This window comes from Acinetobacter sp. D009 (assembly GCF_038562025.1).
Taxonomy (GTDB): Bacteria; Pseudomonadota; Gammaproteobacteria; order Pseudomonadales; family Moraxellaceae; genus Acinetobacter; species Acinetobacter pittii.
This window is the reverse complement of sequence record NZ_CP151886.1, coordinates 758430-781550: the sequence shown is the minus strand read 5'-3', so window position 1 is coordinate 781550 and position 23121 is coordinate 758430. Positions and strand designations below refer to the sequence as shown.

Sequence of the window (23121 nt, the reverse complement as noted above, 5' to 3'; positions counted from 1 at the left end):
GGGCGTCATACTACCTAGAGAGAAAACTCCATAGGTAATTAATGAATCACAACGCCCTCAATGGCATCATCACTCACCTTATACTCGATTAAAACCGAGCAATTTTTTGCAAATCTTTTTAGAAAAATTAACTTTAAAATTAACTTTTCTAAAATGACTTTAACCATAAAAATTAAGCACAGATCTAAGATCGTGCTACTTAAATTAATTTCACTAGTATACGCTTTTTTCACCTATAACTTTGTGGCAAATCGTATCATGTTCTTAAACAACGATTGATTTTTTTGACACATACCACCTATAAATTGGCGAAATACATAAGCGATTTTATCTTTTAATATATGGTGCAATATATAAAATCCTCGCTCTTTTCGACCAAAGTCTAAAGTTTACATTATAAAATTAAAAAAAAACGCACATCAAGGATGCGCGTTTTCTATTTGTGCAGAATTAACCCGCTTGATCTAATAGCATGTTACGGATGTGACCGATTGCTTTAGTAGGGTTTAGACCTTTAGGACATACTGACACACAGTTCATAATACCTTTACAACGGAACAAACTGAATGGATCGTCAAGACGAGCCAAACGGTCTGCAGTAGCAGTATCACGAGAGTCGATGATAAAACGGTATGCATTTAACAATGCTGAAGGACCCAAGAATTTATCAGGGTTCCACCAGAATGATGGGCATGAAGTTGAACAACACGCACAAAGAATACATTCATACAAACCATTTAAGTGTTCACGCTCTTCAGGAGACTGTAAACGCTCTTTAGGTGGAGCTGGTTGGTTATTGATCAAGAATGGCTGAATTTTGTCATATTGATCATAGAATTGGTTCATATCAACAACCAAATCTTTAACAACCGGCAAACCTGGTAATGGACGAATTACAATTTTCTCAGGCAGGTCATTTAAATTCCATAAACAAGCCAAACCATTTTTACCATTAATGTTTACACCATCCGAACCACAAATACCTTCACGGCATGAACGACGGAACGTTAATGATTCATCTTGAACCTTCAAAGCAAGTAATGCATCAAGCAACATACGGTGCTTATCAGTCAATTCAAGCTTGAAAGTTTGCATGTACGGCGCTTTATCCTTATCAGGATCATAGCGGTAGATTTCGAATGTACGAGTACCTCTACTCATCTTTATACTCCCGATTAGAATGTACGTGGTGCTGGTGGAATTGCATCAACAGTCAACGGTTTGAAGCGCACAGGCTTATATTCCAAACGGTTATCTGATGAATACCATAAAGTATGCTTCATCCACTCATCATCACGGCGACCGTATGAATAAGTTGGGTGATCAGCTGGCAATTCATAGTCAACTACAGTATGCGCACCACGACACTCTTTACGCGCAGCAGCTGAAATTAATGTAGCTTTTGCAACTTCATATAAGTTTTCAACTTCAAGCGCTTCAACACGTGCAGTGTTAAATACTTTAGATTTATCTTTCAAATGAATGTTGCGCACACGTGGCTCAAGAGCAAGAATCTCTTTAACACCTTTATCAAGCAAAGCTTGAGTACGGAACACACCAGCGTGGTCTTGAACGATATCACGAATCGCATCAGCAACTTCTTGTGCATTTTCGCCAGAAGTTGATTCATCCAATTTACGTACACGATCTAATGTTTGCTCTAATACGTTTGTTGGAAGTGGCGCATATTCATCACCATGATGCTTAGTTACGTAGTCGATAATGTGCTCACCAGCAGCTTTACCAAATACAACCAAGTCAAGAAGTGAGTTAGTACCTAAACGGTTTGCACCATGTACTGATACACAAGAACATTCACCAATTGCATAGAAACCTTTTACAGGTTTGGTGTAGTTGTCTGTACCTGCTTCAGGTAAGCACACTTGACCATGCATATTTGTAGGAATACCACCCATTTGATAATGGATTGTTGGTACTACAGGAATTGGTTCTTTAGTGATGTCAACGTTCGCGAATTTTTTACCAATCTCAAATACAGATGGTAAACGCTTCATGATTGTGTCAGCACCCAAGTGAGTCATATCTAGTAAGATATAATCACCTTTTGGACCACAACCACGACCTTCTTTAATTTCTTGGTCCATAGAACGTGATACGAAGTCACGTGGAGCCAAGTCTTTTAAAGTTGGTGCATAACGTTCCATGAACGGTTCGCCGTCTTTGTTACGAAGGATTGCACCTTCACCACGACAACCTTCAGTTAACAATACGCCTGCGCCCGCAACACCCGTAGGGTGGAATTGCCAGAATTCCATATCTTGTAATGGAATACCAGCACGAGCAGCCATACCAAGACCGTCACCAGTGTTGATATAAGCATTTGTTGATGCACGGTAAACACGACCAGCACCACCGGTCGCAAACAATGTCGCTTTTGCTTGGAATACTGCGATATTACCAGTTTCTTGGTCAATCGCTGTTACACCAAGAACATCACCTGCTTCGTTACGGATCAAATCAAGCGCGATCCATTCAACGAAGAACTGAGTACCCATTTTCACGTTGCTTTGATAAAGCGTGTGTAATAATGCGTGACCAGTACGGTCAGCAGCAGCACAAGCACGTGGAACTGGTTTATCACCATAGTTCGCAGAGTGGCCACCGAACGGACGCTGGTAAATTGTACCATCAGCGTTACGGTCAAACGGCATACCCATGTGTTCAAGTTCATACACAACTTTTGGTGCTTCACGACACATAAATTCAATTGCGTCTTGGTCACCTAACCAGTCAGAACCTTTTACCGTATCGTAAAAGTGGAAATGCCAGTTATCTTCTTGCATGTTACCTAACGACGCACCGATACCGCCCTGAGCAGCAACTGTATGTGAACGTGTTGGGAAAACTTTAGTAAGTACTGCAACTTTCAAACCTGCTTGAGCAAGTTGGTAAGATGCACGCATACCAGAACCACCACCACCAACGATAACTGCATCGAAAGTGAGGTTTTGAATATTTGAATAATCTTCTTTAGGGGTTATCGCGCCCATGATATCTTCCTATCAATTCGCCCAGAAAATCTGGATACCCCAGATTGCGTACACAAACACTGCAATAATGACAGCCGTCGTCAGTACAAGGCGTAAACCTTTCGCTGAAGGACCCATTTGACGAGTAGTGACATAGTCAGTGAAAACTTGCCACATACCAATCCATGCGTGTGCGATAAGCGATAAAATTGCCAATAAAGAAAAAATCTTCATTGGTAATGTCATCATGAAGCCAGCCCACTGTTGATAGTCAAATCCACCTTTGCAGAGAATCCAACCAAAAAGAACAACAGTATAAGCTGCTAATACAACCGCACTTACACGCTGGATAAACCAATCACGAGAACCTGAACCAGTTAAACCTGTAGCACTTTTCATTAGAACATAATCCATACAAAGGCTGCGATAATGGCTACCACAGATAAGATCAATGAAATTGTCGCTGCAATACGACCACTTTGCAGTTCTTCAGCAAAACCTAAATCTGCAAGTAAGTGCTTAACTCCAGCAATAAAGTGGAATATCAAGCCGGCTGCAAATACCCAAACAACAAAACGTACAAGGATATTTCCAAAAACGACATTTTTAACGTAGTCAAATCCTTCTGGTGAAGATAATGATTTATCTAGAATCCATAAGAGAACTGGTACTAATAAGAAAACGATGACACCTGATAAACGGTGTAAAATTGATGCAATAGCCACGGGTGAGCGTAAATTTACCGCTAACACCTGACCCATGGACAAATTGACAGGTCTGTTGCTTTTCACAGCGGGCATCCTGTAGGTAGAAACTCCGACCGGAGTTTGTTGAATTAATTCCAAGGAAAGCTGGCATTGTTAGGCAAGCACAGCTCATGCCTAACCTATAAACGACACTGAATTATAAAACGCGAAGTATCAAAATACAAACAATCCACTTTGCCATTTCAGCAAAAAATCATTAAATAAGAATCATTCAAAACAATATTACATTATTAGGTCAATAAAAAAACTATACCTACACACATCATGTCCTTGTTTAAAATAACTTTTTATTTAATTTCATTTTTTCTGAAATTTCTTTTAAATAAGCCGATTTTAGACTAAAGATAAAGTTATAAATTCCTCATATCAATAGAAAAATGATCGCAATACCCTCCTATTTTCAATGTGAGCCACATTTCAAATAAGTGAACAGACTTATATTTCAGATAGATATTAAGCGATCTACACTAATTTTTCGAAAGTGAATTTCATTAAAAAACAGTTCTTATGATTTTAAACTCGTCTGATAAGCTATTTTTTATACAATTAAACTTAAAAAAAGAACAATATTCTTTGTTACAACTAAATAAAAATACAATTTTTTTTGAGTATAAATTTGAAATTACATCATGAGTTTTATGATTTTTTTAAGTGGATTGGCATTTTCTACCGCCTTATTATTCTAAATTGCAATTTATAAATTTGCTTACAATTGTACTCATCCTTCATTTTTTTTCTGCACGTTCTTGTTGAATTGACTTATTATACCATCCCGATGCAGTGATTTTACTGACTTTTTTGCTCGGGTCTTGATGACTAACTCTCTGTGGGAACGTCATTTTTTATCCATAAGTATAATTGACAAAATTTCAGTACTCACTAATCTTATAGCAAATTTTGACACCGTCTGATTCGCACATGAGAACATTAGGATTTCGAGTCAGATCAACATTCACCAGGACAGGAGATCTATTGAATGTCTGAAGCAAATGGCAAAAAAGCCGTATTACATCTTGATGGCAAAGAAATTGGATTACCAATCTACAGTGGCACTTTAGGTCCAGATGTAATTGATGTCAGCAGCATACTGAAAGAAGGTCATTTTACTTTCGATCCTGGTTTTATGGCGACAGCCGCATGCGAATCTAAAATTACTTTCATTGATGGTGACAAAGGTATTTTATTACACCGCGGTTACCCAATTGACCAGTTAGCAACTCAAGCAGACTATCTTGAAACTTGTTATTTATTATTAAATGGCGAGCTCCCAACTGCTGAGCAAAAAGTTGAGTTTGATACGAAAGTTCGTGCTCACACTATGGTTCATGATCAAGTTAGCCGTTTCTTCAATGGTTTCCGTCGTGACGCTCACCCAATGGCAATCATGGTTGGTGTTGTAGGTGCATTATCTGCGTTCTATCATAACAACCTAGATATTGAAGACATCAATCACCGTGAAATCACTGCAATTCGCTTAATTGCAAAAATTCCAACGCTTGCTGCTTGGAGTTACAAATACACAGTAGGTCAACCATTCATCTATCCACGTAACGATTTAAGTTATGCGGAAAACTTCTTGCACATGATGTTTGCTACTCCTGCTGACCGTGATTACAAAGTTAATCCTGTTCTTGCTCGCGCAATGGATCGTATTTTCACGCTTCATGCTGACCATGAGCAAAATGCTTCTACATCTACAGTACGTCTTGCTGGTTCTACTGGTGCAAACCCGTATGCATGTATCTCTGCTGGTATCTCTGCACTTTGGGGACCTGCTCACGGTGGTGCAAACGAAGCAGTTCTTAAGATGCTTGATGAAATCGGTAGCGTTGAAAACGTTGCAGAATTCATGGAAAAAGTTAAACGCAAAGAAGTTAAGCTTATGGGCTTCGGTCACCGCGTTTACAAAAACTTCGACCCACGCGCTAAAGTAATGAAGCAAACTTGTGACGAAGTTCTTGAAGCTTTAGGTATCAACGATCCTCAATTAGCACTTGCTATGGAACTTGAGCGTATCGCATTGAACGACCCGTACTTCGTTGAGCGTAAACTTTACCCTAACGTAGACTTCTACTCAGGTATCATCCTTAAAGCGATTGGTATCCCAACAGAAATGTTTACTGTAATCTTCGCTCTTGCTCGTACAGTTGGTTGGATCAGCCACTGGTTAGAAATGCACAGTGGCCCTTACAAAATCGGTCGTCCTCGTCAGCTTTATACTGGTGAAACTCAACGCGACATCAAACGTTAATATTCGAAAGAAAATTAATAAAAAAAAGCTGCCTTCTGGCAGCTTTTTTATTTCCGTCTTTTCTACTCTAGACTTATTCTTCTTCATACATAGTTAACAAGTGATGGCTAATTCCATCTGCTCGCAACCAAGCCAACTCATAGCTCGCTTTAGCCAACGCTAAAACACGTCTTTCAAACTCAACCCATATTGTTTTGACTTGAGACTCCGAAATACCCAAACCACTCTCGTGTGCTAGATGTTTATTTTTTTCACATATTTTTAAGGCGTGATAAAGCTTACGGCCTTGGCTCGCCCCTTCCATTAATCGAACACGCTTACTTAAAATAAATCCCTCAACATGCTGTAAGTCTGCATGAGGCAGCATCGGTACTAAGATTTGATTCAATTGATCATCTAAACGCTTCCATACAGCCAAACGCTGCTCTGCCGTATAAGTGTTCCATTGAATCACCTCGTGGTTAAAACGGCGACAACCACGACAAACCTGATCACCAAAAACTGTTGAACAACGCCCTGCACATGGGGTGAGAGAGAGCGTTCGATGATCATTACTCAAAACAAACTCCTTAAATAAACCATATACTTTTTATGGTTTTCTCGCTTATTACAAATTTTCGCGCTAAAATATGCGCCTTAAATTTCTATCTTAATACATTTGGAGTTTTCCATGAACGCTACTGTAGAACAGCTTGCACCTGTAGAACAGCAAGCGACCGCAGGTTGGGTTGTTGCAGCACTATATCAATTTAAAGAAGTTCAAGATCCTGCCGATCTTCAACAACGTTTATTAGACTTAGTGAAAACAATTAACCTCTGTGGAACTCTGATTGTAGCAGGTGAAGGAATTAATGGTACTGTTGCTGGTGATCGCATAGCAATTGATACACTACATCAGTTTTTGCTCAATGAAGGCTTTGGCGCTATGGAATACAAAGAATCCCATAGTTCTGACAAACCTTTCCGCAAAATGAAAATTAAACTTAAAGAAGAAATTGTGACTTTAGGTGTTGAGGTTAAACCTCGTGACTTAGTCGGTCACTACCTTGATCCTAAAGAGTGGAATGATTTAATCGCACGTGATGATGTAATTTTAATCGACACACGTAATGATTACGAATATAAAGCGGGTACATTTAAGGGCGCAATTGACCCTAAAACTGAAACATTCCGTGAGTTTCCAGAATACGTCAAGAAAGAATTAGAGCAACATAAAGACAAAAAAATTGCGATGTTCTGTACTGGTGGTATTCGCTGTGAAAAATCAACTTCTTTACTTCTTCAAGAAGGATTTAAAGAGGTTTACCATCTTAAAGGCGGTATCCTTAAGTACCTAGAAGAAACCCCTGCTGATGAAAGCTTATGGGAAGGTGAATGTTTCGTATTTGACGGACGTACTGCTGTAACTCATGGTGTAGAGGAAGGCGTAAATATTAAATGTCATGCTTGCGGCTGGCCTTTAACTCCTGAAGAGTCTGCTCTACCAAGTTACGAACACGGTGTTTCTTGCGTTTATTGCATCGACAAAACCACTGAAAAGCAAAAAGCTGGTTTCCGTATGCGCCAGTCACAAATTGCTGCTGCAAAGCGTAAACGCCTATAAAACTATAATATAGTTTTTAAAGGGCATTTAGATTTCTAACTGCCCTTTTTTATTTATACCACTAATTTTTTTACAATAAAAAACGCCCTAGAAAGGACGTTATTTATTATTTCTTCTAATAAGTTAATTTGGCGTATGATACATCAAGTATAATTCATTCAAATTATCTGGGATTTCTTCTGCCAGTTCATCCATTAACTGTCCATTACGACGGAAAGATTCCATCTGTGGATCTTCTTCATCAATTCCACTAAATACCATCATTGGTAAAGTTAAATCAATTAATTGTTCCTCATATTCAGCTGCAAACCATGCATCTTCATTTAAGAACATCGCATCAACAAATCCAACACTCCAGTCGCCTAAGCTAGACTCAACATCAGCTTCTTCAATTTCAAACGGAAATTCAATTCCATTTTCATTTGCTAAGTCTTGTCGAATTGATTCTAACCACGCTTTGATCTGCTGAATAATTTCGGCAGGAACTTTTTTATGGTTATTATCAAATAATTCATCTAACCAACGATCAAACTGAGGGCCTACTGCAATTGCACACAGAAAACCATGAGTTGCAGCGAAATCCAGACCATACTCATTGTGGTCTCCATCTAGATATTCACTTAATTGGTCTAAATCTAACGCACTCATTGTGTTACCTGACTATAAAAAAGAAATCTACGATAGCATAGCATCTAAGCTGACGATGCCCTATTCAGATTTGATTAGTCTTCATCATCAAGATCATCATCGTCTAAATCGTAATCAAAATCTTTTAACTCACGCTCTAAACGGCGTTGAGCCAATAGATCATCAATTAATCTACGTTTTTCTAATGATTCTTTCGCAGTGATTTTGCCTGATGACTCATCAAAACCGACATCATCATCATCACCGTAGTTATCATCTAATTCAAAATCTGTAGAAGACACTAAAACTACCTCTAATGAAAAAATGTGAATGGGTCTAGCCGCTATTTATCTTGGTTATTAAATCGTGTCAAGTTTTATTTATATTTTTTTCATTAAACTGCATATTTGTACTTTTTTTCGCCCAAAAAATTGTGTATTTATAAAGCTGAACTATTTTTTTGATCAAAAAAAAATTCTATGATTTTTTCGATGATTTAAGCTTGAAAAAAATGATTTTATCCCAATATTCAAAAAACAGACGTGAATTCAAAGATATTTTTTATTTAACGGTTACTGATCAAAGCCAAAACATTTCAAGCAAATTGTGCTATCATGCACGGTTTTTCACTGCCACAGATTCAACAAAGAGTAAGCAAAGATGAGCGATATGCATTCCCCTACTTCTCAAGTAGCGGCTCTGATTAGCCGAGGCAAAGAACAAGGTTACTTAACTTACGCTGAGGTTAACGATCATCTGCCGGACTCGATTACTGAAAGCGAACAGATTGAAGACATTATTCAAATGCTTCAAGACGTTGGTATTCCTGTACACGAGCGTGCACCTGAATCTGACGATACCATGTTCGGTGAGTCGGCTGACGCAACTGATGAGGTTGCTGAAGAAGAAGCTGCTGCCGTACTTGCATCGGTTGAAAATGAGCCTGGGCGTACGACAGATCCTGTACGTATGTACATGCGTGAAATGGGTACAGTTGAACTGTTAACCCGTGAAGGTGAAATCAGCATTGCCAAACGTATTGAAGAAGGTATCCGTGATGTCCTTAATTCAATTGCTTACTGGCCAAATGCTGTTGAAGTTGTATTAAAAGAATATAATGATTTTTTAACTGGCGAACGCCGTCTTGCAGATATTTTATCAGGCTACCTCGATCCTGAAACTGATGAAGATATTCCAGAAGTTTTAGAAGAAGTTGAAGAACTTGAAGAAGAAGACGAATCATCTTCAAAATCAACGAAAGAAGTTAAGCTTGATGATGACGATGAAGAAGAAGAGTCTGAAGGTGATGATGACTCTGAAGGCGATTCAGGTCCAGACCCTGAGGTTGCAAAAGTTCGTTTTACTGAACTAGAAGCTGCTTGGGCTAAAACAAAAGCTGTTGTTGAAAAACATGGTCGTAACAGTCCAGAGGCTGAAGAAGCTTTAGAAGCTTTAGCTACTGTGTTCATGATGTTTAAATTTACACCACGTTTATTTGACATCATCTCTGAAATGATTCGTGGTACACATGAGCAAATTCGTGCCAATGAACGTGAAATCATGCGTTATGCAGTACGTCGTGGCCGTATGGACCGTACTCAATTCCGTACATCTTTCCCTAAACAAGAATCTAATCCAGCTTGGTTAGATGAACAAATTGCTAAAGCACCTGCTGAAATCAAGACGCATTTAGAAAAAGTTCGTCCAGATGTTTTAGCATTCCAACAAAAGATTGCAGATATTGAGAAAGAGCTTAGTTTAAGCGTTGCTGAAATTAAAGATATCTCGAAACGTATGGCGATTGGCGAAGCGAAAGCACGTCGCGCTAAGAAAGAAATGGTGGAAGCCAACCTCCGTTTGGTAATTTCAATTGCGAAAAAATATACCAACCGTGGTTTACAGTTCCTTGACTTGATTCAAGAAGGGAACATTGGTTTGATGAAAGCCGTAGACAAGTTTGAATACCGTCGTGGTTATAAATTCTCGACTTATGCAACTTGGTGGATTCGTCAGGCGATTACTCGTTCGATTGCCGATCAGGCTCGTACGATTCGTATTCCAGTACACATGATTGAAACAATTAACAAGATCAACCGTGTATCTCGTCAATTGTTACAAGAAATGGGCCGTGAACCAACACCTGAAGAATTAGGTGAACGTTTAGAAATGGATGAAGTTAAGGTTCGTAAAGTACTTAAAATTGCTAAAGAACCGATTTCGATGGAAACACCTATTGGTGATGATGAAGATTCACATCTTGGGGATTTCATTGAAGATCAAAACATCACTTCTCCAATTGATGCTGCGACTTCAGAAGGCTTAAAAGAAGCAACTCGTGAAGTATTGGAAAACTTAACTGAACGTGAAGCAAAAGTATTGAAGATGCGTTTTGGTATTGATATGCCAACCGATCACACACTAGAAGAAGTAGGTAAACAATTTGACGTAACACGTGAACGTATCCGTCAGATTGAAGCGAAAGCATTGCGTAAATTACGTCACCCTTCTCGTTCTGAACATTTACGTTCTTTCTTGGAAAATGACTAAGTTTTGAAAGCTTGAAATTTCAAAACCAAGCCCCATTTAATAGAAAGAGCTATAAACGCCTGCGATAATGCAGGCGTTTCAAATCATGAGGTAACTTATGTTAGACCGCACTCCATCTCGCGAACTACAAGAACATCTTTGGGTATTTCCGATGGATTATCCAATTAAACTTATTGGCGATGCGGGTGAAGAATTACGTGTTGCTGTAGTCGATATTTTGGTAAAACATTTTCCAGACTTCGACCACTCAACATTAAAAGTTCAAGAATCTCGCACCGGCAAGTATCATTCTTTAACAGCACAATTGCGCTTTGAAGAATTGGAACAAGTTCATGCACTTTATGCTGACTTGGCTGCTTGTCCGCAGATTAGAACTGCGCTTTAATTTTAAGTTCTTCAATCAATACCACAGTCAGGCATTCTTACTGTGGTATTTTTTTTGGAAATTTTAAAAACTTCCTACCACGAAAAACCTTACAAATATTTAGAATTCCTTTTATAAAATCCTTTAAAATTACAAGGTTTTCGGCTTTTATCTAGTAGATATTAACTGGGCGCCGCATAAACTAATTATAGGAAGAGATTGTGATGAGCCTTGATAAACCTAACTTAATCATTCGGCAATGGAACGATTTACAAGATTATCAAAGCAAGTTTGAAACCATGAAACTCTTAACAAATGAGCGAGATCAAGATACGCCTGATGAGTTATGGTTACTTCAACATCATAATGTTTTAACTCAAGGGCAAGCTGGTAAACCTGAACACATCCTAATTTCATCAGATATTCCTGTAGTGCAAACTGACCGTGGTGGACAAGTGACTTGGCATGGACCCGGTCAACTTGTTGCTTACTTCATGTTTGATCTTAATCGTCTAAAATGGAACGTACGAACATTGGTCAGTTTTGCTGAACAATTCATGATAGATGTTTTAAAAAAATACGGAATTGAAGCGTATGCTAAGCCTGATGCACCAGGAGTATATGTAGATGGCCGTAAGATCGGTTCCTTAGGTTTTAAAATTCGTCGTGGTCGTAGCTACCATGGATTAGCATTAAACTTGGACTGTGCTTTAGATGGGTTCCAAACTATTAATCCTTGCGGTTACGCAGGCTTAGAAATGGTGCGTATACAAGATTTGGTGACTCCTTATCCATCATTCACTCAACTTTGCCAAGACTTTATTGAGTATATTAAGAATACTGGTTACTTTAATGACCCAGAAGTCAAAACCGAATAAATCGCTTTGCGATGAAATAAAAATGGATTAGAGTAATTACTCTAAATTTGCTTTTGCATAATTTTAACAAGGGATACGCGAGTGATTTCGACAAAAGCTGTAAAGCCTACTCTGCAACTTGCCTACGTTAAGCTCATGATGGATGTTGTTGGTCGTGGCTTAGTCATGGCAAGTCAAGTGGACACTGAAATACAAGAGGAAGTATCTAAATTTCCTGTTCACTTTGTACTTTCAATGAATGTTTTCCCAAATGGACCAGCATTTTTTGCTCGAGTCACAGAAGACAAACAGTTAGAGCTACTCAAAAGAGCTGAAAGAAAGCCAGACTTAACTATTACATTCAAACATGTAACTCATGCCTTTTTAGTATTTTCTTTTCAAGAAAGTACTGCCCAAGCATTTGCTAATGACCGAATGATTGCTGATGGTGATGTATCTGCTGCCATTCGCTTAGTACGCTGTCTAAATAAAATGGAATCTCTCATTTTACCTAAATTGGTTGCGTCTCTTGCAGTCAAAGAATACCCAACCGAACTCACCCTAAAAGAAAAATTCAACGAAGCTGCAAATATTTACTTAAAAGTAGCTAAGTCCTATTTCAAGCGGAGCGCATAACATGGCTAAACCATATTACGAATTCTTTTGTCCTGTAAAAGTCATTGCCGGTAATGCTGCGTTAGAACATATTCCGTTTGAACTTGCGACTTTAGGTGCAAAACGTCCGCTCATCATTACAGATAAAGGTGTGCGCGCAAATGGCCTACTCAACCCGATTGAAGCTGCGTTCAGTACGACTGATGCTGTCATTGGTCATGTGTTTGATGATGTTCCACCAGACTCAAGTTTAGAAGTCGTTCGTCTTGCCGCAGAAGCTTATCGCAAGAATAAATGCGATGCGATTATTGCTGTAGGTGGTGGTTCAGTTATCGATACTTCTAAAGCAACTAACATTTTAGTATCTGAAGGTGGAGATGACTTACTTCAATATTCTGGTGCACACAACCTACCAAAACCATTAAAACCATTTTTCGTAATTCCGACTACATCAGGTACGGGATCTGAAGTGACTATGGTTGCCGTGGTTTCAGATACGCAAAAGAATGTTAAATTGGCATTTGCTTCTTATTACTTAATGCCACATGCAGCGATTTTAGATCCACGCATGACACTTACATTGCCACCTCATTTAACTGCAATGACAGGTATGGATGCCTTAACACATTGTGTTGAAGCATATACATGTATGGCTGCCAATCCACTTAGCGATGCTTATGCAAGTGCTGGAATTAAAAAGATTAGTGAAAACCTATTTAATGTCCTAGAAAACCCAAATGACTCACAAGGTCGTTTAGAACTAGCACAAGCCTCTACAATGGCAGGTATTGCATTCTCAAACTCAATGGTAGGCCTTGTACATTCCTTAGGTCATGCTTTAGGTGCCGTTGCTCACCTGCCCCACGGTTTATGCATGAATTTATTCTTACCGTATGTGCTTGAATATAATAAGCAGGTAAATGGCCAGAAAATTGGTGAATTACTATTGCCGTTAGCTGGTGCTGATATCTATGCACAAACTCCAGCAACTCAACGTGCAGACAGAGCGATTGCAACAATTTTAGCAATGCGTGATCGTTTATTTACTTTAACCAAGTTACCACGTACTTTACGTGAAACTGGCAAAGTAACGGAAGCACAGCTCGATGAAGTTGCAGAAAAAGCACTAAATGACGGCTCAATTATTTACAACCCTAAAGAAGCAAGCCTAAAAGATATCCGAGAGATCTTACAAAAGGCATGGTAATTCGATAGGTTAAACTCGAGACTTAAATATAAAGACCTGATTTTTATATAAAATCAGGTCTTTTTTATCACTGTGAATTTTTATTCATCTTTTTATTTGGAAATATGGCAAAAAATTTGCTAAAAAATCGATGAAAGTACTGACAATTTGCATCAATTTAGGATAGATTGGCGCACTTTATCTTTTTCTGTAGGGGGGATCGTTCGTCTCAAACGATCCTTAACACCAAGCTGATCCTTGATCAACGATTATGAGGATAACGCCGTTGACAAATTTATCTGGGACTAAACCAACAGCTAAACTTCAAAAGAATCTTGTGCTTTGGCACATTATTATTATTGGTTTAGCTTATATTCAGCCATTAACGTTATTCGATACTTTTGGTTTAGTATCAGAGCGAAGTGGCGGTCATGTACCAACTTCCTACATCTTTGCATTAGTCGCAATCTTATTAACATCGATCAGTTATGGACATATGATTAAGCGCTACCCTTCTTCTGGGTCAGCTTATACGTATGCTCAAAAATCAATTCACCCTAATGTTGGTTTTATGGTGGGTTGGTCTTCTTGGTTAGACTATTTACTGTCACCGCTTGTTAATATTATTTTGGCAGATATTTATCTAAGAGCTCTTTTTCCAGAGGTAAATAACTGGTTATGGGTGATTGGTTTAACCACCCTAATGACTGTTATTAACTTATTTGGTGCACGATTTGTCGCACGCTTTAACAGTACGATCGTTATTATTCAGCTTGGCGTAATTTTTTATTTCGTTTATCAGGTATACATTTTACTCACTCAAGGTGTATATGCAGATGGAACTTTAAATCCAGATAAAGCTGCCTTGTGGTCATTAACTCCTTTTTGGAATGATATGACATCCGTAAGTGCTTTAATTGCTGGTGCAACTGTACTCTGCTTCTCTTTCACAGGGTTTGATGCCTTATCTTCTCTTGCTGAAGAAACAAAAGATGCGGAGAAAACGCTTCCAAAAGCTATTTTTACGACAGCATTACTTGCAGGTATTATTTTCATTGTAAGTACTTACTTCATCCAATTATATTTCCCTAGTAACCCAAATACTTACTTTAATCCTCTGGATGAATCACAGCCTGTGATGGTTGCTGCGATTGGTAGTATTGCGTTTAAAACTTTGGTTTTATATTTTGCTGTAGTTGCTGTTATGGCATCAGGTATCTCTGCTCATGCTGGTGTATCTCGTTTAATGTATGTAATGGGACGTGACGGCGTAATCAATAAGAAATTATTTGGTCATATTAGTCCAAAATTACATACTCCAACTTACAACATTCTTATTGTAGGTGTAGTTGCCTTATCTGCTGGTTTCTTAGATCTTGAGCATATTGTCAACTTAATTAGTTTTGGTGCTTTAACCGCCTTTAGTTTTGTTAACTTCTCTGTTATTTCTCGCTATGCATTAAGAGATGGCAAGAACAAAACGTTTAAAGACATCATCAACTATATTGTTATACCAACACTTGGTTTTGCCAGTGTGTTTATGATGTGGCTAGAAATTGATAAGCTTGCCTTACAAATTGGCTTAGCTTGGGCCGTTATTGGTGTAGGTTATTTGGCCTACAAAACCAAAGGTTTCAAATATAATGCTCCACAGCATAATGAACACGAATAATAAAAAAGGCGCTTGAAGCGCCTTTTTTTATGGTCAAATTAACCAAAAATTTTGTTCACAATATTTTGTACACGTTGAGCATAGAGTTTCGCTGTTTCAAGGTCTCCAGTAGGGACTTCCTCTACACTTGCATCAGAAGGCGATTGAACTAAAAGTCCAACTGAACCACCTAAGTTATTTACATCTTCACGTGTTGCATCTTTTGTATTCGCTGGTAATAAACCAAGGCTCACCCAAATTCCACCATGTTGCGATGCTAAAGTCTGTAATTGAATAAGCGTAACCTGCTTATCCCCATTTAAGCTCGCGCTGTTTGTAATGCCTGCAAATACTTTATCTTGCCAACCACGTGTAAACCAAACTTTTGAAGTTGCATCAGCAAACTTTTTAAACTGCCATGGTGCTGTACCCATATAAGTCGGAGCACCAAAAACAATCCCCTTCGCATCATTTAATGTCTGCCAATCTTGCTCAGTAATATTACCTTCTTGATCAATTTGGATGAGCTGAGCATTAATTTCGTTTGCAAACGTTTCAGCCACTACTTTGGTATGGCCATAACCAGAGAAATATACAACCGCGATATTAGAGTTAGACATGGGAGCAAACCTTTGTTTTATTAAATTCCACTTTATGATATATTTTAGAAACTAGGTGTCAATTAGTTACTAACTGGTAACTATGGTAATTTTTTAAGAAATTAGTAGGTAAATAGTATGAATGAATGTCTAAAATATAATGTTTTTCAACAACATTGCCCTGCTCGTTTATTTTTTGAAAAAATTGCAGATAAGTGGGTTTTATTAATTTTAAATGTGCTTGAAGAGGAAACTCAGCACTTCAACTTGCTCAAAAAGAATATTCAAGGTATTTCGCCTAAAGTCTTATCACAGAAGTTAAAAATGCTGGAAAGAGATGGTTTTATTGAGCGTAAAATTCAGAATACGTCTCCTATTCGTGTTGATTACTCACTAACTTCACTGGGACAAAATGTCGCTTCAATGGCGTTCCAATTAAAGGAATGGGCCGAAACCAATATTGAACAGGTTTTAGCAGCCCAAATGACTTATGATGAAAAAGTGCTAGAGCAAGCTTAACTCATGCTTCCCTTAAAATTTTATTGAGCTTAATTGATTAGGCTTTTTTCTTAGCTGAAGGGCTGCTCAACTTAATTAATTTTAATCGGCTCAGGTGGTGCACTTATTTTAAATTGGATAGTTAAAGGTTCACATTGTTTTAACTCTTGATCATTCTTCAAATAAGTGCTTTCTAGACCATATTTCCAAGTACCATTCATGATGTCAAATGCTGGATAATTGACAATAAAAGTTTTGGTTTCACCTGGCAGATATTCGTAAGTTTGAGTCTCTTTACACTCATTTTCTGGATAGGAGCGCTTTGTATTTCCAAGTAAATAGAGTTCTAAAGGTACATAACATGCAGGTTGTTTTTCTTGTATTTTCTCTAATCCCTTATTAGTTTGAGTAATCTGCAAAGCCAGAGTACCGTTTAGAGTTAACTGCTGTGCATATTTAAAAACAGTTTCTTTTTCTATGGGTTCACGCGTTACATTATTGAGAAACTGTAGTTTGCGATGTAAGCCATTACAGTCATCTTCAACGGGTGCAGGCAACCAAATTTCATTATCTTTTGAGTCGCCTTTCTCTCCATCGGCCGGTGTTTCAAAATCACCCGGTTTACCAGGTTTAGTCGGATATCCTGATCCCCCTAAACTTGCACCACCTGCGAATAAATCCTCTCCACAAGCGGTTAAAAGACCACTTGTCAAAATGAAGCTCATGGATATTATTAATTTTTTATAAGTTGTTTTCGTCATATTGATAAGCTCCGAAACGGAAAGTTTTTGTTGCACCCTCTTTTCCTTCATCGAGTGCACAACGTTCAATAGCTAATTTAAGTACTTGTAGTGATAAATCTTCCCATAAGCGTAAACTTGCTTCTTTAAGTAAAGTAATCGATTCATCTGTTAGTTCATCAGCAAAAATTGCTTGTTCTAAATAGGATTCTTTTTCTGGCTGAAATAAATTATGAACTCCAGCAGCTAAATGTGCTTCTAAATTACTCGTTAATAATTTTCGAACCTCGAATTGCTCAACATCAGGCATAAAACTACGCTGCTGTAACACCACAAGGCCATCTTCTTCTTTCACAATATTTAGGCGTTCGAGTTCATTCAAAATAGATCTTGGATGCTTTTCAGTTGAGACTTTCTTTACTAAATTTTCAAAACTAATCTGATCATTACTCACAAATGGAATTTTTTCTGCCAATCCCTCTGCAAGCCACAAACCAATCACCCGAGCAGGAACACTTACTGGCTCTGCTACTTTTGCCTCTGTTAAAGGCTGACCAGCCTGCATTGCCTTTTTAAATGCATTCACGTCTTTGCGATGTAACCCTGAAAGTAAACTGACTGCTGAATCAGTTGGCTTTTGCTCTATACGCTCTAGCTCACTTAAAGCCTGTTGATAGAAAACAGGTTTTAAAGCAGTTACAAAGTCGTTATATCCCACTCCTGAACGAATTAACCATTGCGTCAGGTATTCCATTAACATTAATACCTGCTTCTGATTAAGTTCTGCATTGTTCGTTTGGAGTGTGGTCATAGAGTAACAATTTTCCTTCATATTTGAAAAACAGTATGGGCCGAGCAATTGTCACACTGAACGGTTTAAGATGCAATTTTCATTCTTAGACCTCTTTGGGAAACCGATCGACATAATGATTTGGTGCATTAAAATGGGTAAAAGAAATGCTGATTGAGACATCCAAACTTTCTACGCTATGCCACCAACCAATCGGGATGAATAGAGCTTCCCCTGCATTCAAAATACATTCAACAGGAGTAATTGATTTTGCTAAAGGATATTTTTCAAAATCAATTTTATTTGTATCACTCAACTCACTAAATACCCAATGATCGTTATATAGATGAGGAACTTGCAAGGCAGGAATTAAAGTTACTTTTTTTCTCCCATAAATTTGAACTAACATATTATTCGTTAAATCATGATGTAAGGGCGTAAATGTTCCTTTAGGTCCAAACCATAAAAAACTACGGTCATCCTTTAAAGCCAAATCACAGTAACCATCTGCAAAATCATCTATATCTGAAAATAATTCTTGAAGCATCTGATGACTATTTGATGCATTATTTGCAGTCATATAAAAATCGTTACTAGCATCAACTGACATAACTTTTGATACAAACTCTGACATCTTCATTTTCTGCTTTAGTGATGGAGAATGTCTTTCAAACTGTTCATCTAAATTTCTATTCATCTGAACCTCAACTAAATGATGACCAAATTTAGAAGCAAAATATTGCGGAGACCATTTGTGCAAAGCTGGCCAATGTTCTATTCCTTTTTTTAAAATCACAGGGCGATGTTGACTATAGTAACCCTTCACAAAATCAGAAAAATTTGGAGCAGTAATAGAAGGAATTTTTTTACTATAGTCAGAGTTTAACTGTGCCAATTGATCTACAGTTTCTATTAACCATTCACGCTTTTTAAGTTGATGATGCTTTTTCTTCAACATTTTATATAACTTATTATTTTCTAAATTATTTAAATATTCTTTTACTTTTAAACCATCATGCCCCTGCTCTATTAATATTTTTATAATTTCCGAAGACGTTACGTCATTTAAAACTTGTTCAATTATCCACTCTTGATCATGATCCAATAAAGTCTGAAATTTCAAATCATTCATTTCAAATTTTGGTTCAAAACCATTTGCTTTTAATACATCGACTAATTGTTCAACCCCACACCCTTTTTCTAAGTTTTCTTCAAGCCAGTTTTTCCACTCTAATGGCAACTGGTCAAACCATTTTTGGCTTTGTTCGAATATTTCAATTTGATTATAAGCTGCCATGTTGAACCTTTTTTCAAATTTGATCTTTACAACTGCATTATAATTGATCTATTTTAAAAATGTTAAATTTTCACATTTTTAATAAAAAAAGGGTTCATGTGATGAATAACATAGTAAAAGGAAGCAGCATTGCTTTGATTTTTATAGCTTTAAGTGGGTGTGGGTCTGACGATAACGATTCGGAACCGACACCGACACCAACACCAACACCGACACCAACACCAACACCAACACCAACACCAACACCAACACCAACACCAACACCAACACCAACACCAACACCAACACCAACACCAACACCAACACCAACACCAACACCAACACCAACACCAACACCAACACCAACACCAACAAGTGTAGCGGATCGCTTTGTTGGAAGTTGGTTAGCAGGCAAAGGAGGTTGTATTAACGGCTCTGCTCTAAAAATGAATGTCATTAAGGTTTCTGATAACAGCTTGCGATTTGCCAGTGAAACAGTACGTTATGAGAATGAATCGAACTGTACAGGTAACATTGTTGCAAGTTACCGCCAAGCTGAAGATTTTAGTCTGGTTTCAAATATTGGAGCACCTCAGACAGTACAAACCTCAAGCTATAACAAAGTAGATTGGCAGCTTGTAGTAGCAGGAAAGCTAACGCAGAAACAGCCAGCTATTCTAGGGTTTAAAAATGCAAACCAATTCTGTCTAGTTCCTACAGATGAACCAAATGCGATACATAATTATTTGCAGCAAGCAAACTTTGATCTCACAAATACCTGCTTCACAAAAACAACTCCACCAGCAAGCATGCAAAAGCCAACTCAAGTATTGGCAACAGCAAGTTTTAGACTAGGAGATAATAAGGAATCTTGGGCAGACGTATTAAGTCAACTTAATGATCAAGGACGCCAAGGCTACGCTCTTCTCACGCCATCTGTAAGATTAGATAATCCGGATGGAAGCTTTGCGCTGTATAAAAATTTATATGTTAAAAACAATAAATCCACTGATACATACACCTATAAAACAGTTGATGTTAAAACTAATTCAGTAGCAAACCGTTATTTACTATGGGTGAATGAGTTAAATAAACAAGGTAGCTTAGGCTATATATATAAGCTTTCATTTGGTGAGGTTACATCTGATACAGATAAATATTTATTTGTGAAAAATGATAAGAAACCTGCAACCTATTCGTATTCTAATCGCTTCTTAACTAACACTTCTCGCACCAGTATTCTAAATGCCTTCAATGAACTTGGTGCACAAGGTTGTAAGATAATTTACGCAAACTCAGAATTCACCAATAATGGCACAACGAATGGAACCTTCTATGTACCGACTTGTGTAAATAGTAGTACACATAACGGAACCTATGCGTATCGTTATTTTGAAGTTCCACAACATATTCCTTTCAACAAGGAAGATGCAATAAAACTTGAAAAACTTCTTAAAGAGCAAGCAGCTGAAGGTTACAGGTTAGTCGACGCGAACAATAACCTAGGCTTCTTTAATATTGATGGTTATCTATTTGAGCGCGACAGCGAAAATACAGGACCTATTGAATACAAAGTATTTATTGAAGATGCTGCATCCGAAACAGATGAGCCTTATATCTTTGAAAATCGGATTCAAGACCAAGGTACTTTAGGCTGGTTCTTTGCAGTTCGACTTGGATCGGTCTATACTAACTCACCAACAAATTATGATTTAGCAAGTGGTGTTGTTTTCCCTAAATAAGACATCTAAAAAACAAATAAGGCCACAACTGTGGCCTTATTTTTATTTAAAAATTATTAACTTATCCTAAGTTTTTAAAACCCTGCTGACGCCATGCTTCATAAACAATCACAGCCGTTGCATTAGATAAATTTAAACTTCTTGAGTTTTCCGCCATCGGCAAACGAATCCACTGTTCTTGTGGGAACATCAAGCGAACATGCTCAGGCAAACCGCGTGTTTCTGGTCCCATCAGTAAAGCCACAGGTCGATTCAAATCAACTGTATGCGGAGTTGCAGAACCTTTAGTGGTGAGTGGAAAAACATGCTCAACCCCTTTAGCTTTCAGGTCAGCAAGGCAAAGTTCTATGTTGTCCCAAATTTGCATACGTGCCCATTCATGATAATCAAGACCTGCTCGTTTGAGCTTTTTATCATCTAATTCAAAACCTAAAGGCTTGACCAAATGTAACTGTGCACCAGTATTAGCACATAAACGAATGATATTGCCTGTATTGGCAGGAATTTCAGGCTCGTATAGGACAACATGAATCACAAATTTTCTCGACTTTAATAACCAGCAATAAACTCAAATGAACTTATTGCCATTTTAACTGTTCACGTAAATTCACCACTTCACCAATAATGGTTAAAGTCGGTGCTACGATATGATGTTCAGACACTTTTGTTGCGATATCAGCTAATGTTCCAACTACAACTTTCTGGTCTGGTGTGGTTCCTTTAGAGATTAAAGCTACCGGCATATCAGCACGTTGACCATGAGCAATAAGTTGCTCACAAATGCGTTCTAAACCAACTAGCCCCATATATAAAACCAAAGTTTGATTTTCATAAACCAACTCATTCCAAGGAAGTTCAGGTGAACCTTCCTTTAAATGCCCAGTCAAGAAACGAACACTTTGTGCATAATCACGATGTGTTAATGGGATACCCGCATAAGCTGAACAGCCTGATGCTGCTGTTATACCAGGTACAACTTGGAAAGTGACATTCGCCTCAACGAGCTCTTGAATCTCTTCACCACCACGTCCAAAGATAAATGGATCACCACCCTTTAAACGACAAACGCGCTTTCCTTTTTGAGCATATTCAACCAGTAAAGCATTAATGCCATCTTGAGGAACAGAATGATTTGAACGGGCTTTACCGACATAAATTTTAGTCGCATCACGACGGCAAAGCTCTAAAATGGGCGCAGAAACAAGACGATCATAAATCACAACATCAGCTTGCTGCATAAGACGTAATGCTTTTAGTGTCAGTAACTCTGGATCACCCGGTCCAGCGCCTACCAAATAAACTTCACCTTTAGGTGCAGTCCATTCTGTTAAGGCTTGCTGAATCAAACCATTTGCAACTTCTAAATTGTCATTGAAAACTTGTTCTTTCAATGGGCTAGCATAGAGGTTTTCCCAAAAAATCCGACGCTCATCTGGATTGGGAATTTTTTCTTTTACCTGCTTACGCCACTGACCAGAAAACTCAGCCAACTTACCCATGCCATGCGGAACAATTGTTTCTATTTGAGTACGAAGTTGTCTTGATAGAACTGGTGATGCACCATTTGAAGCGACAGAAATAATTAACGGAGAACGATCAATAATAGCTGGAACCATAAAGCGGCAATGTGGAATATCATCAACACTATTGACCAATAAATTACGCGCTTCGCATTGTTCAAAAACAGCTTTATTCACTTGCGCATCATTAGTTGCAGCAATCACTAATCGATATGGTGTATTTAATATTTTTTCAGCAAAGGACTCGGCAAAATACTCTCCGCCTGTCGTTTTGACTAACTGTAAAAGCTGCTCTTCAATTGCAGGAGCAATAATATCGATTACTGCTCCCGCTTTGGCTAAAAGGTTTGCTTTGCGCAAAGCAATATGCCCACCACCTACAATCAGACAATGTTGCTGTTGCAACTTTAAAGAGATTGGAAAAATATCCACCTTAAACCTCTACATTAATCATCTGATTTGGGTTAAGCAAAAACCGTGCACAATTTAGATGCAAAG

Annotated in this window: 25 protein-coding genes; 11 read left to right on the top strand and 14 right to left on the bottom strand. The window is 38.0% G+C overall.

Features of this window, described 5'->3' with window-relative positions; genetic code table 11:
* Positions 1–38: 38 nt before the first annotated feature.
* From AAC388_RS03835 to sdhC, 5 genes are all read right to left on the bottom strand, one after another.
* Positions 39–167: a hypothetical protein gene (locus AAC388_RS03835; RefSeq protein ID WP_002116082.1), complete on the bottom strand. Its 129-nt coding sequence runs from the start codon at positions 165–167 to the stop codon at positions 39–41.
* 283 nt (positions 168–450) lie between these two features.
* Positions 451–1161, bottom strand: a complete 711-nt coding sequence (locus AAC388_RS03830) for a succinate dehydrogenase iron-sulfur subunit (RefSeq protein WP_002116292.1) — start codon at positions 1159–1161, stop codon at positions 451–453.
* A 14-nt stretch (positions 1162–1175) separates the two neighbouring features.
* Positions 1176–3011: a succinate dehydrogenase flavoprotein subunit gene (gene sdhA / locus AAC388_RS03825; RefSeq protein WP_002116225.1), complete on the bottom strand. Its 1836-nt coding sequence runs from the start codon at positions 3009–3011 to the stop codon at positions 1176–1178.
* Positions 3012–3023: 12 nt separating this feature from the next.
* Positions 3024–3389: a succinate dehydrogenase, hydrophobic membrane anchor protein gene (gene sdhD / locus AAC388_RS03820; protein WP_000833672.1), complete on the bottom strand. Its 366-nt coding sequence runs from the start codon at positions 3387–3389 to the stop codon at positions 3024–3026.
* Positions 3389–3790, bottom strand: a complete 402-nt coding sequence (sdhC, locus tag AAC388_RS03815; RefSeq protein ID WP_075384165.1) for a succinate dehydrogenase, cytochrome b556 subunit — start codon at positions 3788–3790, stop codon at positions 3389–3391. The genes sdhD and sdhC overlap by 1 nt, the downstream gene beginning before the upstream one ends.
* Before the next feature lie 474 nt (positions 3791–4264).
* Here sdhC and AAC388_RS03810 point away from each other — a divergent pair, with 474 nt between their 5' ends.
* Together AAC388_RS03810 and gltA are read left to right on the top strand one after the other, a co-directional pair.
* Positions 4265–4390 carry a hypothetical protein gene (locus AAC388_RS03810; protein WP_079381127.1) on the top strand — a complete coding sequence of 42 codons (126 nt, stop codon included), beginning with the start codon at positions 4265–4267 and terminating at the stop codon, positions 4388–4390.
* A 343-nt stretch (positions 4391–4733) separates the two neighbouring features.
* Positions 4734–6008 carry a citrate synthase gene (gene gltA, locus AAC388_RS03805; RefSeq protein ID WP_002116327.1) on the top strand — a complete coding sequence of 425 codons (1275 nt, stop codon included), beginning with the start codon at positions 4734–4736 and terminating at the stop codon, positions 6006–6008.
* Between the two features lie 73 nt (positions 6009–6081).
* On the opposite strand, the gene AAC388_RS03800 is transcribed toward gltA, so the two are convergent.
* Positions 6082–6567, bottom strand: coding sequence for a DUF1289 domain-containing protein (locus AAC388_RS03800; RefSeq protein ID WP_005064555.1), 486 nt, complete (start codon positions 6565–6567; stop codon positions 6082–6084).
* 111 nt (positions 6568–6678) lie between these two features.
* Between AAC388_RS03800 and AAC388_RS03795 the strand changes: the two genes are divergently transcribed.
* Positions 6679–7611 (top strand): rhodanese-related sulfurtransferase, encoded by a 933-nt coding sequence (locus tag AAC388_RS03795; RefSeq protein WP_039763286.1) that lies wholly within the window; start codon positions 6679–6681, stop codon positions 7609–7611.
* A gap of 123 nt (positions 7612–7734) precedes the next feature.
* On the opposite strand, the gene AAC388_RS03790 is transcribed toward AAC388_RS03795, so the two are convergent.
* Positions 7735–8259, bottom strand: coding sequence for a YecA family protein (locus AAC388_RS03790; RefSeq protein WP_005064552.1), 525 nt, complete (start codon positions 8257–8259; stop codon positions 7735–7737).
* 74 nt (positions 8260–8333) lie between these two features.
* Complete coding sequence (locus AAC388_RS03785; RefSeq protein WP_002116495.1) at positions 8334–8540, bottom strand: hypothetical protein; 207 nt, start codon at positions 8538–8540, stop codon at positions 8334–8336.
* 358 nt (positions 8541–8898) lie between these two features.
* Here AAC388_RS03785 and rpoD point away from each other — a divergent pair, with 358 nt between their 5' ends.
* The 6 genes from rpoD (at position 8899) to AAC388_RS03755 (ending at position 15479) form a co-directional block, all read left to right on the top strand.
* Positions 8899–10785, top strand: a complete 1887-nt coding sequence (gene rpoD, locus AAC388_RS03780; RefSeq protein WP_342371215.1) for an RNA polymerase sigma factor RpoD — start codon at positions 8899–8901, stop codon at positions 10783–10785.
* A 97-nt stretch (positions 10786–10882) separates the two neighbouring features.
* Positions 10883–11170 (top strand): DUF493 domain-containing protein, encoded by a 288-nt coding sequence (locus tag AAC388_RS03775; protein ID WP_002116017.1) that lies wholly within the window; start codon positions 10883–10885, stop codon positions 11168–11170.
* Positions 11171–11373: 203 nt separating this feature from the next.
* Positions 11374–12027: a lipoyl(octanoyl) transferase LipB gene (gene lipB / locus AAC388_RS03770; RefSeq protein ID WP_005064548.1), complete on the top strand. Its 654-nt coding sequence runs from the start codon at positions 11374–11376 to the stop codon at positions 12025–12027.
* Positions 12028–12108: 81 nt separating this feature from the next.
* Positions 12109–12642 carry a hypothetical protein gene (locus AAC388_RS03765; RefSeq protein WP_005072911.1) on the top strand — a complete coding sequence of 178 codons (534 nt, stop codon included), beginning with the start codon at positions 12109–12111 and terminating at the stop codon, positions 12640–12642.
* Between the two features lies 1 nt (position 12643).
* Positions 12644–13828, top strand: a complete 1185-nt coding sequence (locus tag AAC388_RS03760) for an iron-containing alcohol dehydrogenase (protein ID WP_017386748.1) — start codon at positions 12644–12646, stop codon at positions 13826–13828.
* Positions 13829–14093: 265 nt separating this feature from the next.
* Positions 14094–15479, top strand: a complete 1386-nt coding sequence (locus tag AAC388_RS03755) for an APC family permease (RefSeq protein WP_014207482.1) — start codon at positions 14094–14096, stop codon at positions 15477–15479.
* Positions 15480–15517: 38 nt separating this feature from the next.
* Here AAC388_RS03755 and AAC388_RS03750 read toward each other — a convergent pair whose 3' ends face one another.
* Positions 15518–16078 carry a flavodoxin family protein gene (locus AAC388_RS03750; protein ID WP_342371214.1) on the bottom strand — a complete coding sequence of 187 codons (561 nt, stop codon included), beginning with the start codon at positions 16076–16078 and terminating at the stop codon, positions 15518–15520.
* Between the two features lie 117 nt (positions 16079–16195).
* Here AAC388_RS03750 and AAC388_RS03745 point away from each other — a divergent pair, with 117 nt between their 5' ends.
* Positions 16196–16576, top strand: coding sequence for a helix-turn-helix domain-containing protein (locus AAC388_RS03745; protein ID WP_002116344.1), 381 nt, complete (start codon positions 16196–16198; stop codon positions 16574–16576).
* Positions 16577–16647: 71 nt separating this feature from the next.
* Here the strand turns inward: AAC388_RS03745 and AAC388_RS03740 are convergent, their stop codons facing one another.
* The 3 genes from AAC388_RS03740 to AAC388_RS03730 all read right to left on the bottom strand — a co-directional run bounded on the left by AAC388_RS03740 (position 16648) and on the right by AAC388_RS03730 (position 19382).
* Entirely contained in the window at positions 16648–17280 is a 633-nt protein-coding gene (locus tag AAC388_RS03740; protein ID WP_101665027.1) for a hypothetical protein, read from the bottom strand.
* 16 nt (positions 17281–17296) lie between these two features.
* Positions 17297–18106 (bottom strand): DUF6502 family protein, encoded by an 810-nt coding sequence (locus AAC388_RS03735; protein ID WP_342371213.1) that lies wholly within the window; start codon positions 18104–18106, stop codon positions 17297–17299.
* Positions 18107–18191: 85 nt separating this feature from the next.
* The gene (locus tag AAC388_RS03730; RefSeq protein ID WP_342371212.1) at positions 18192–19382 is read right to left on the bottom strand and encodes a cupin-like domain-containing protein; all 1191 of its coding nucleotides are present in this window, start codon (positions 19380–19382) and stop codon (positions 18192–18194) included.
* A gap of 101 nt (positions 19383–19483) precedes the next feature.
* Here AAC388_RS03730 and AAC388_RS03725 point away from each other — a divergent pair, with 101 nt between their 5' ends.
* Entirely contained in the window at positions 19484–21103 is a 1620-nt protein-coding gene (locus AAC388_RS03725; RefSeq protein WP_342371211.1) for a PT dipeptide repeat lipoprotein, read from the top strand.
* A 61-nt stretch (positions 21104–21164) separates the two neighbouring features.
* Here AAC388_RS03725 and AAC388_RS03720 read toward each other — a convergent pair whose 3' ends face one another.
* Both AAC388_RS03720 and cysG read right to left on the bottom strand, forming a co-directional pair.
* Positions 21165–21638 (bottom strand): tRNA (cytidine(34)-2'-O)-methyltransferase, encoded by a 474-nt coding sequence (locus AAC388_RS03720; protein ID WP_002116042.1) that lies wholly within the window; start codon positions 21636–21638, stop codon positions 21165–21167.
* Between the two features lie 43 nt (positions 21639–21681).
* Positions 21682–23055 (bottom strand): siroheme synthase CysG, encoded by a 1374-nt coding sequence (cysG, locus tag AAC388_RS03715; protein ID WP_005072889.1) that lies wholly within the window; start codon positions 23053–23055, stop codon positions 21682–21684.
* Positions 23056–23121: the final 66 nt, after the last annotated feature.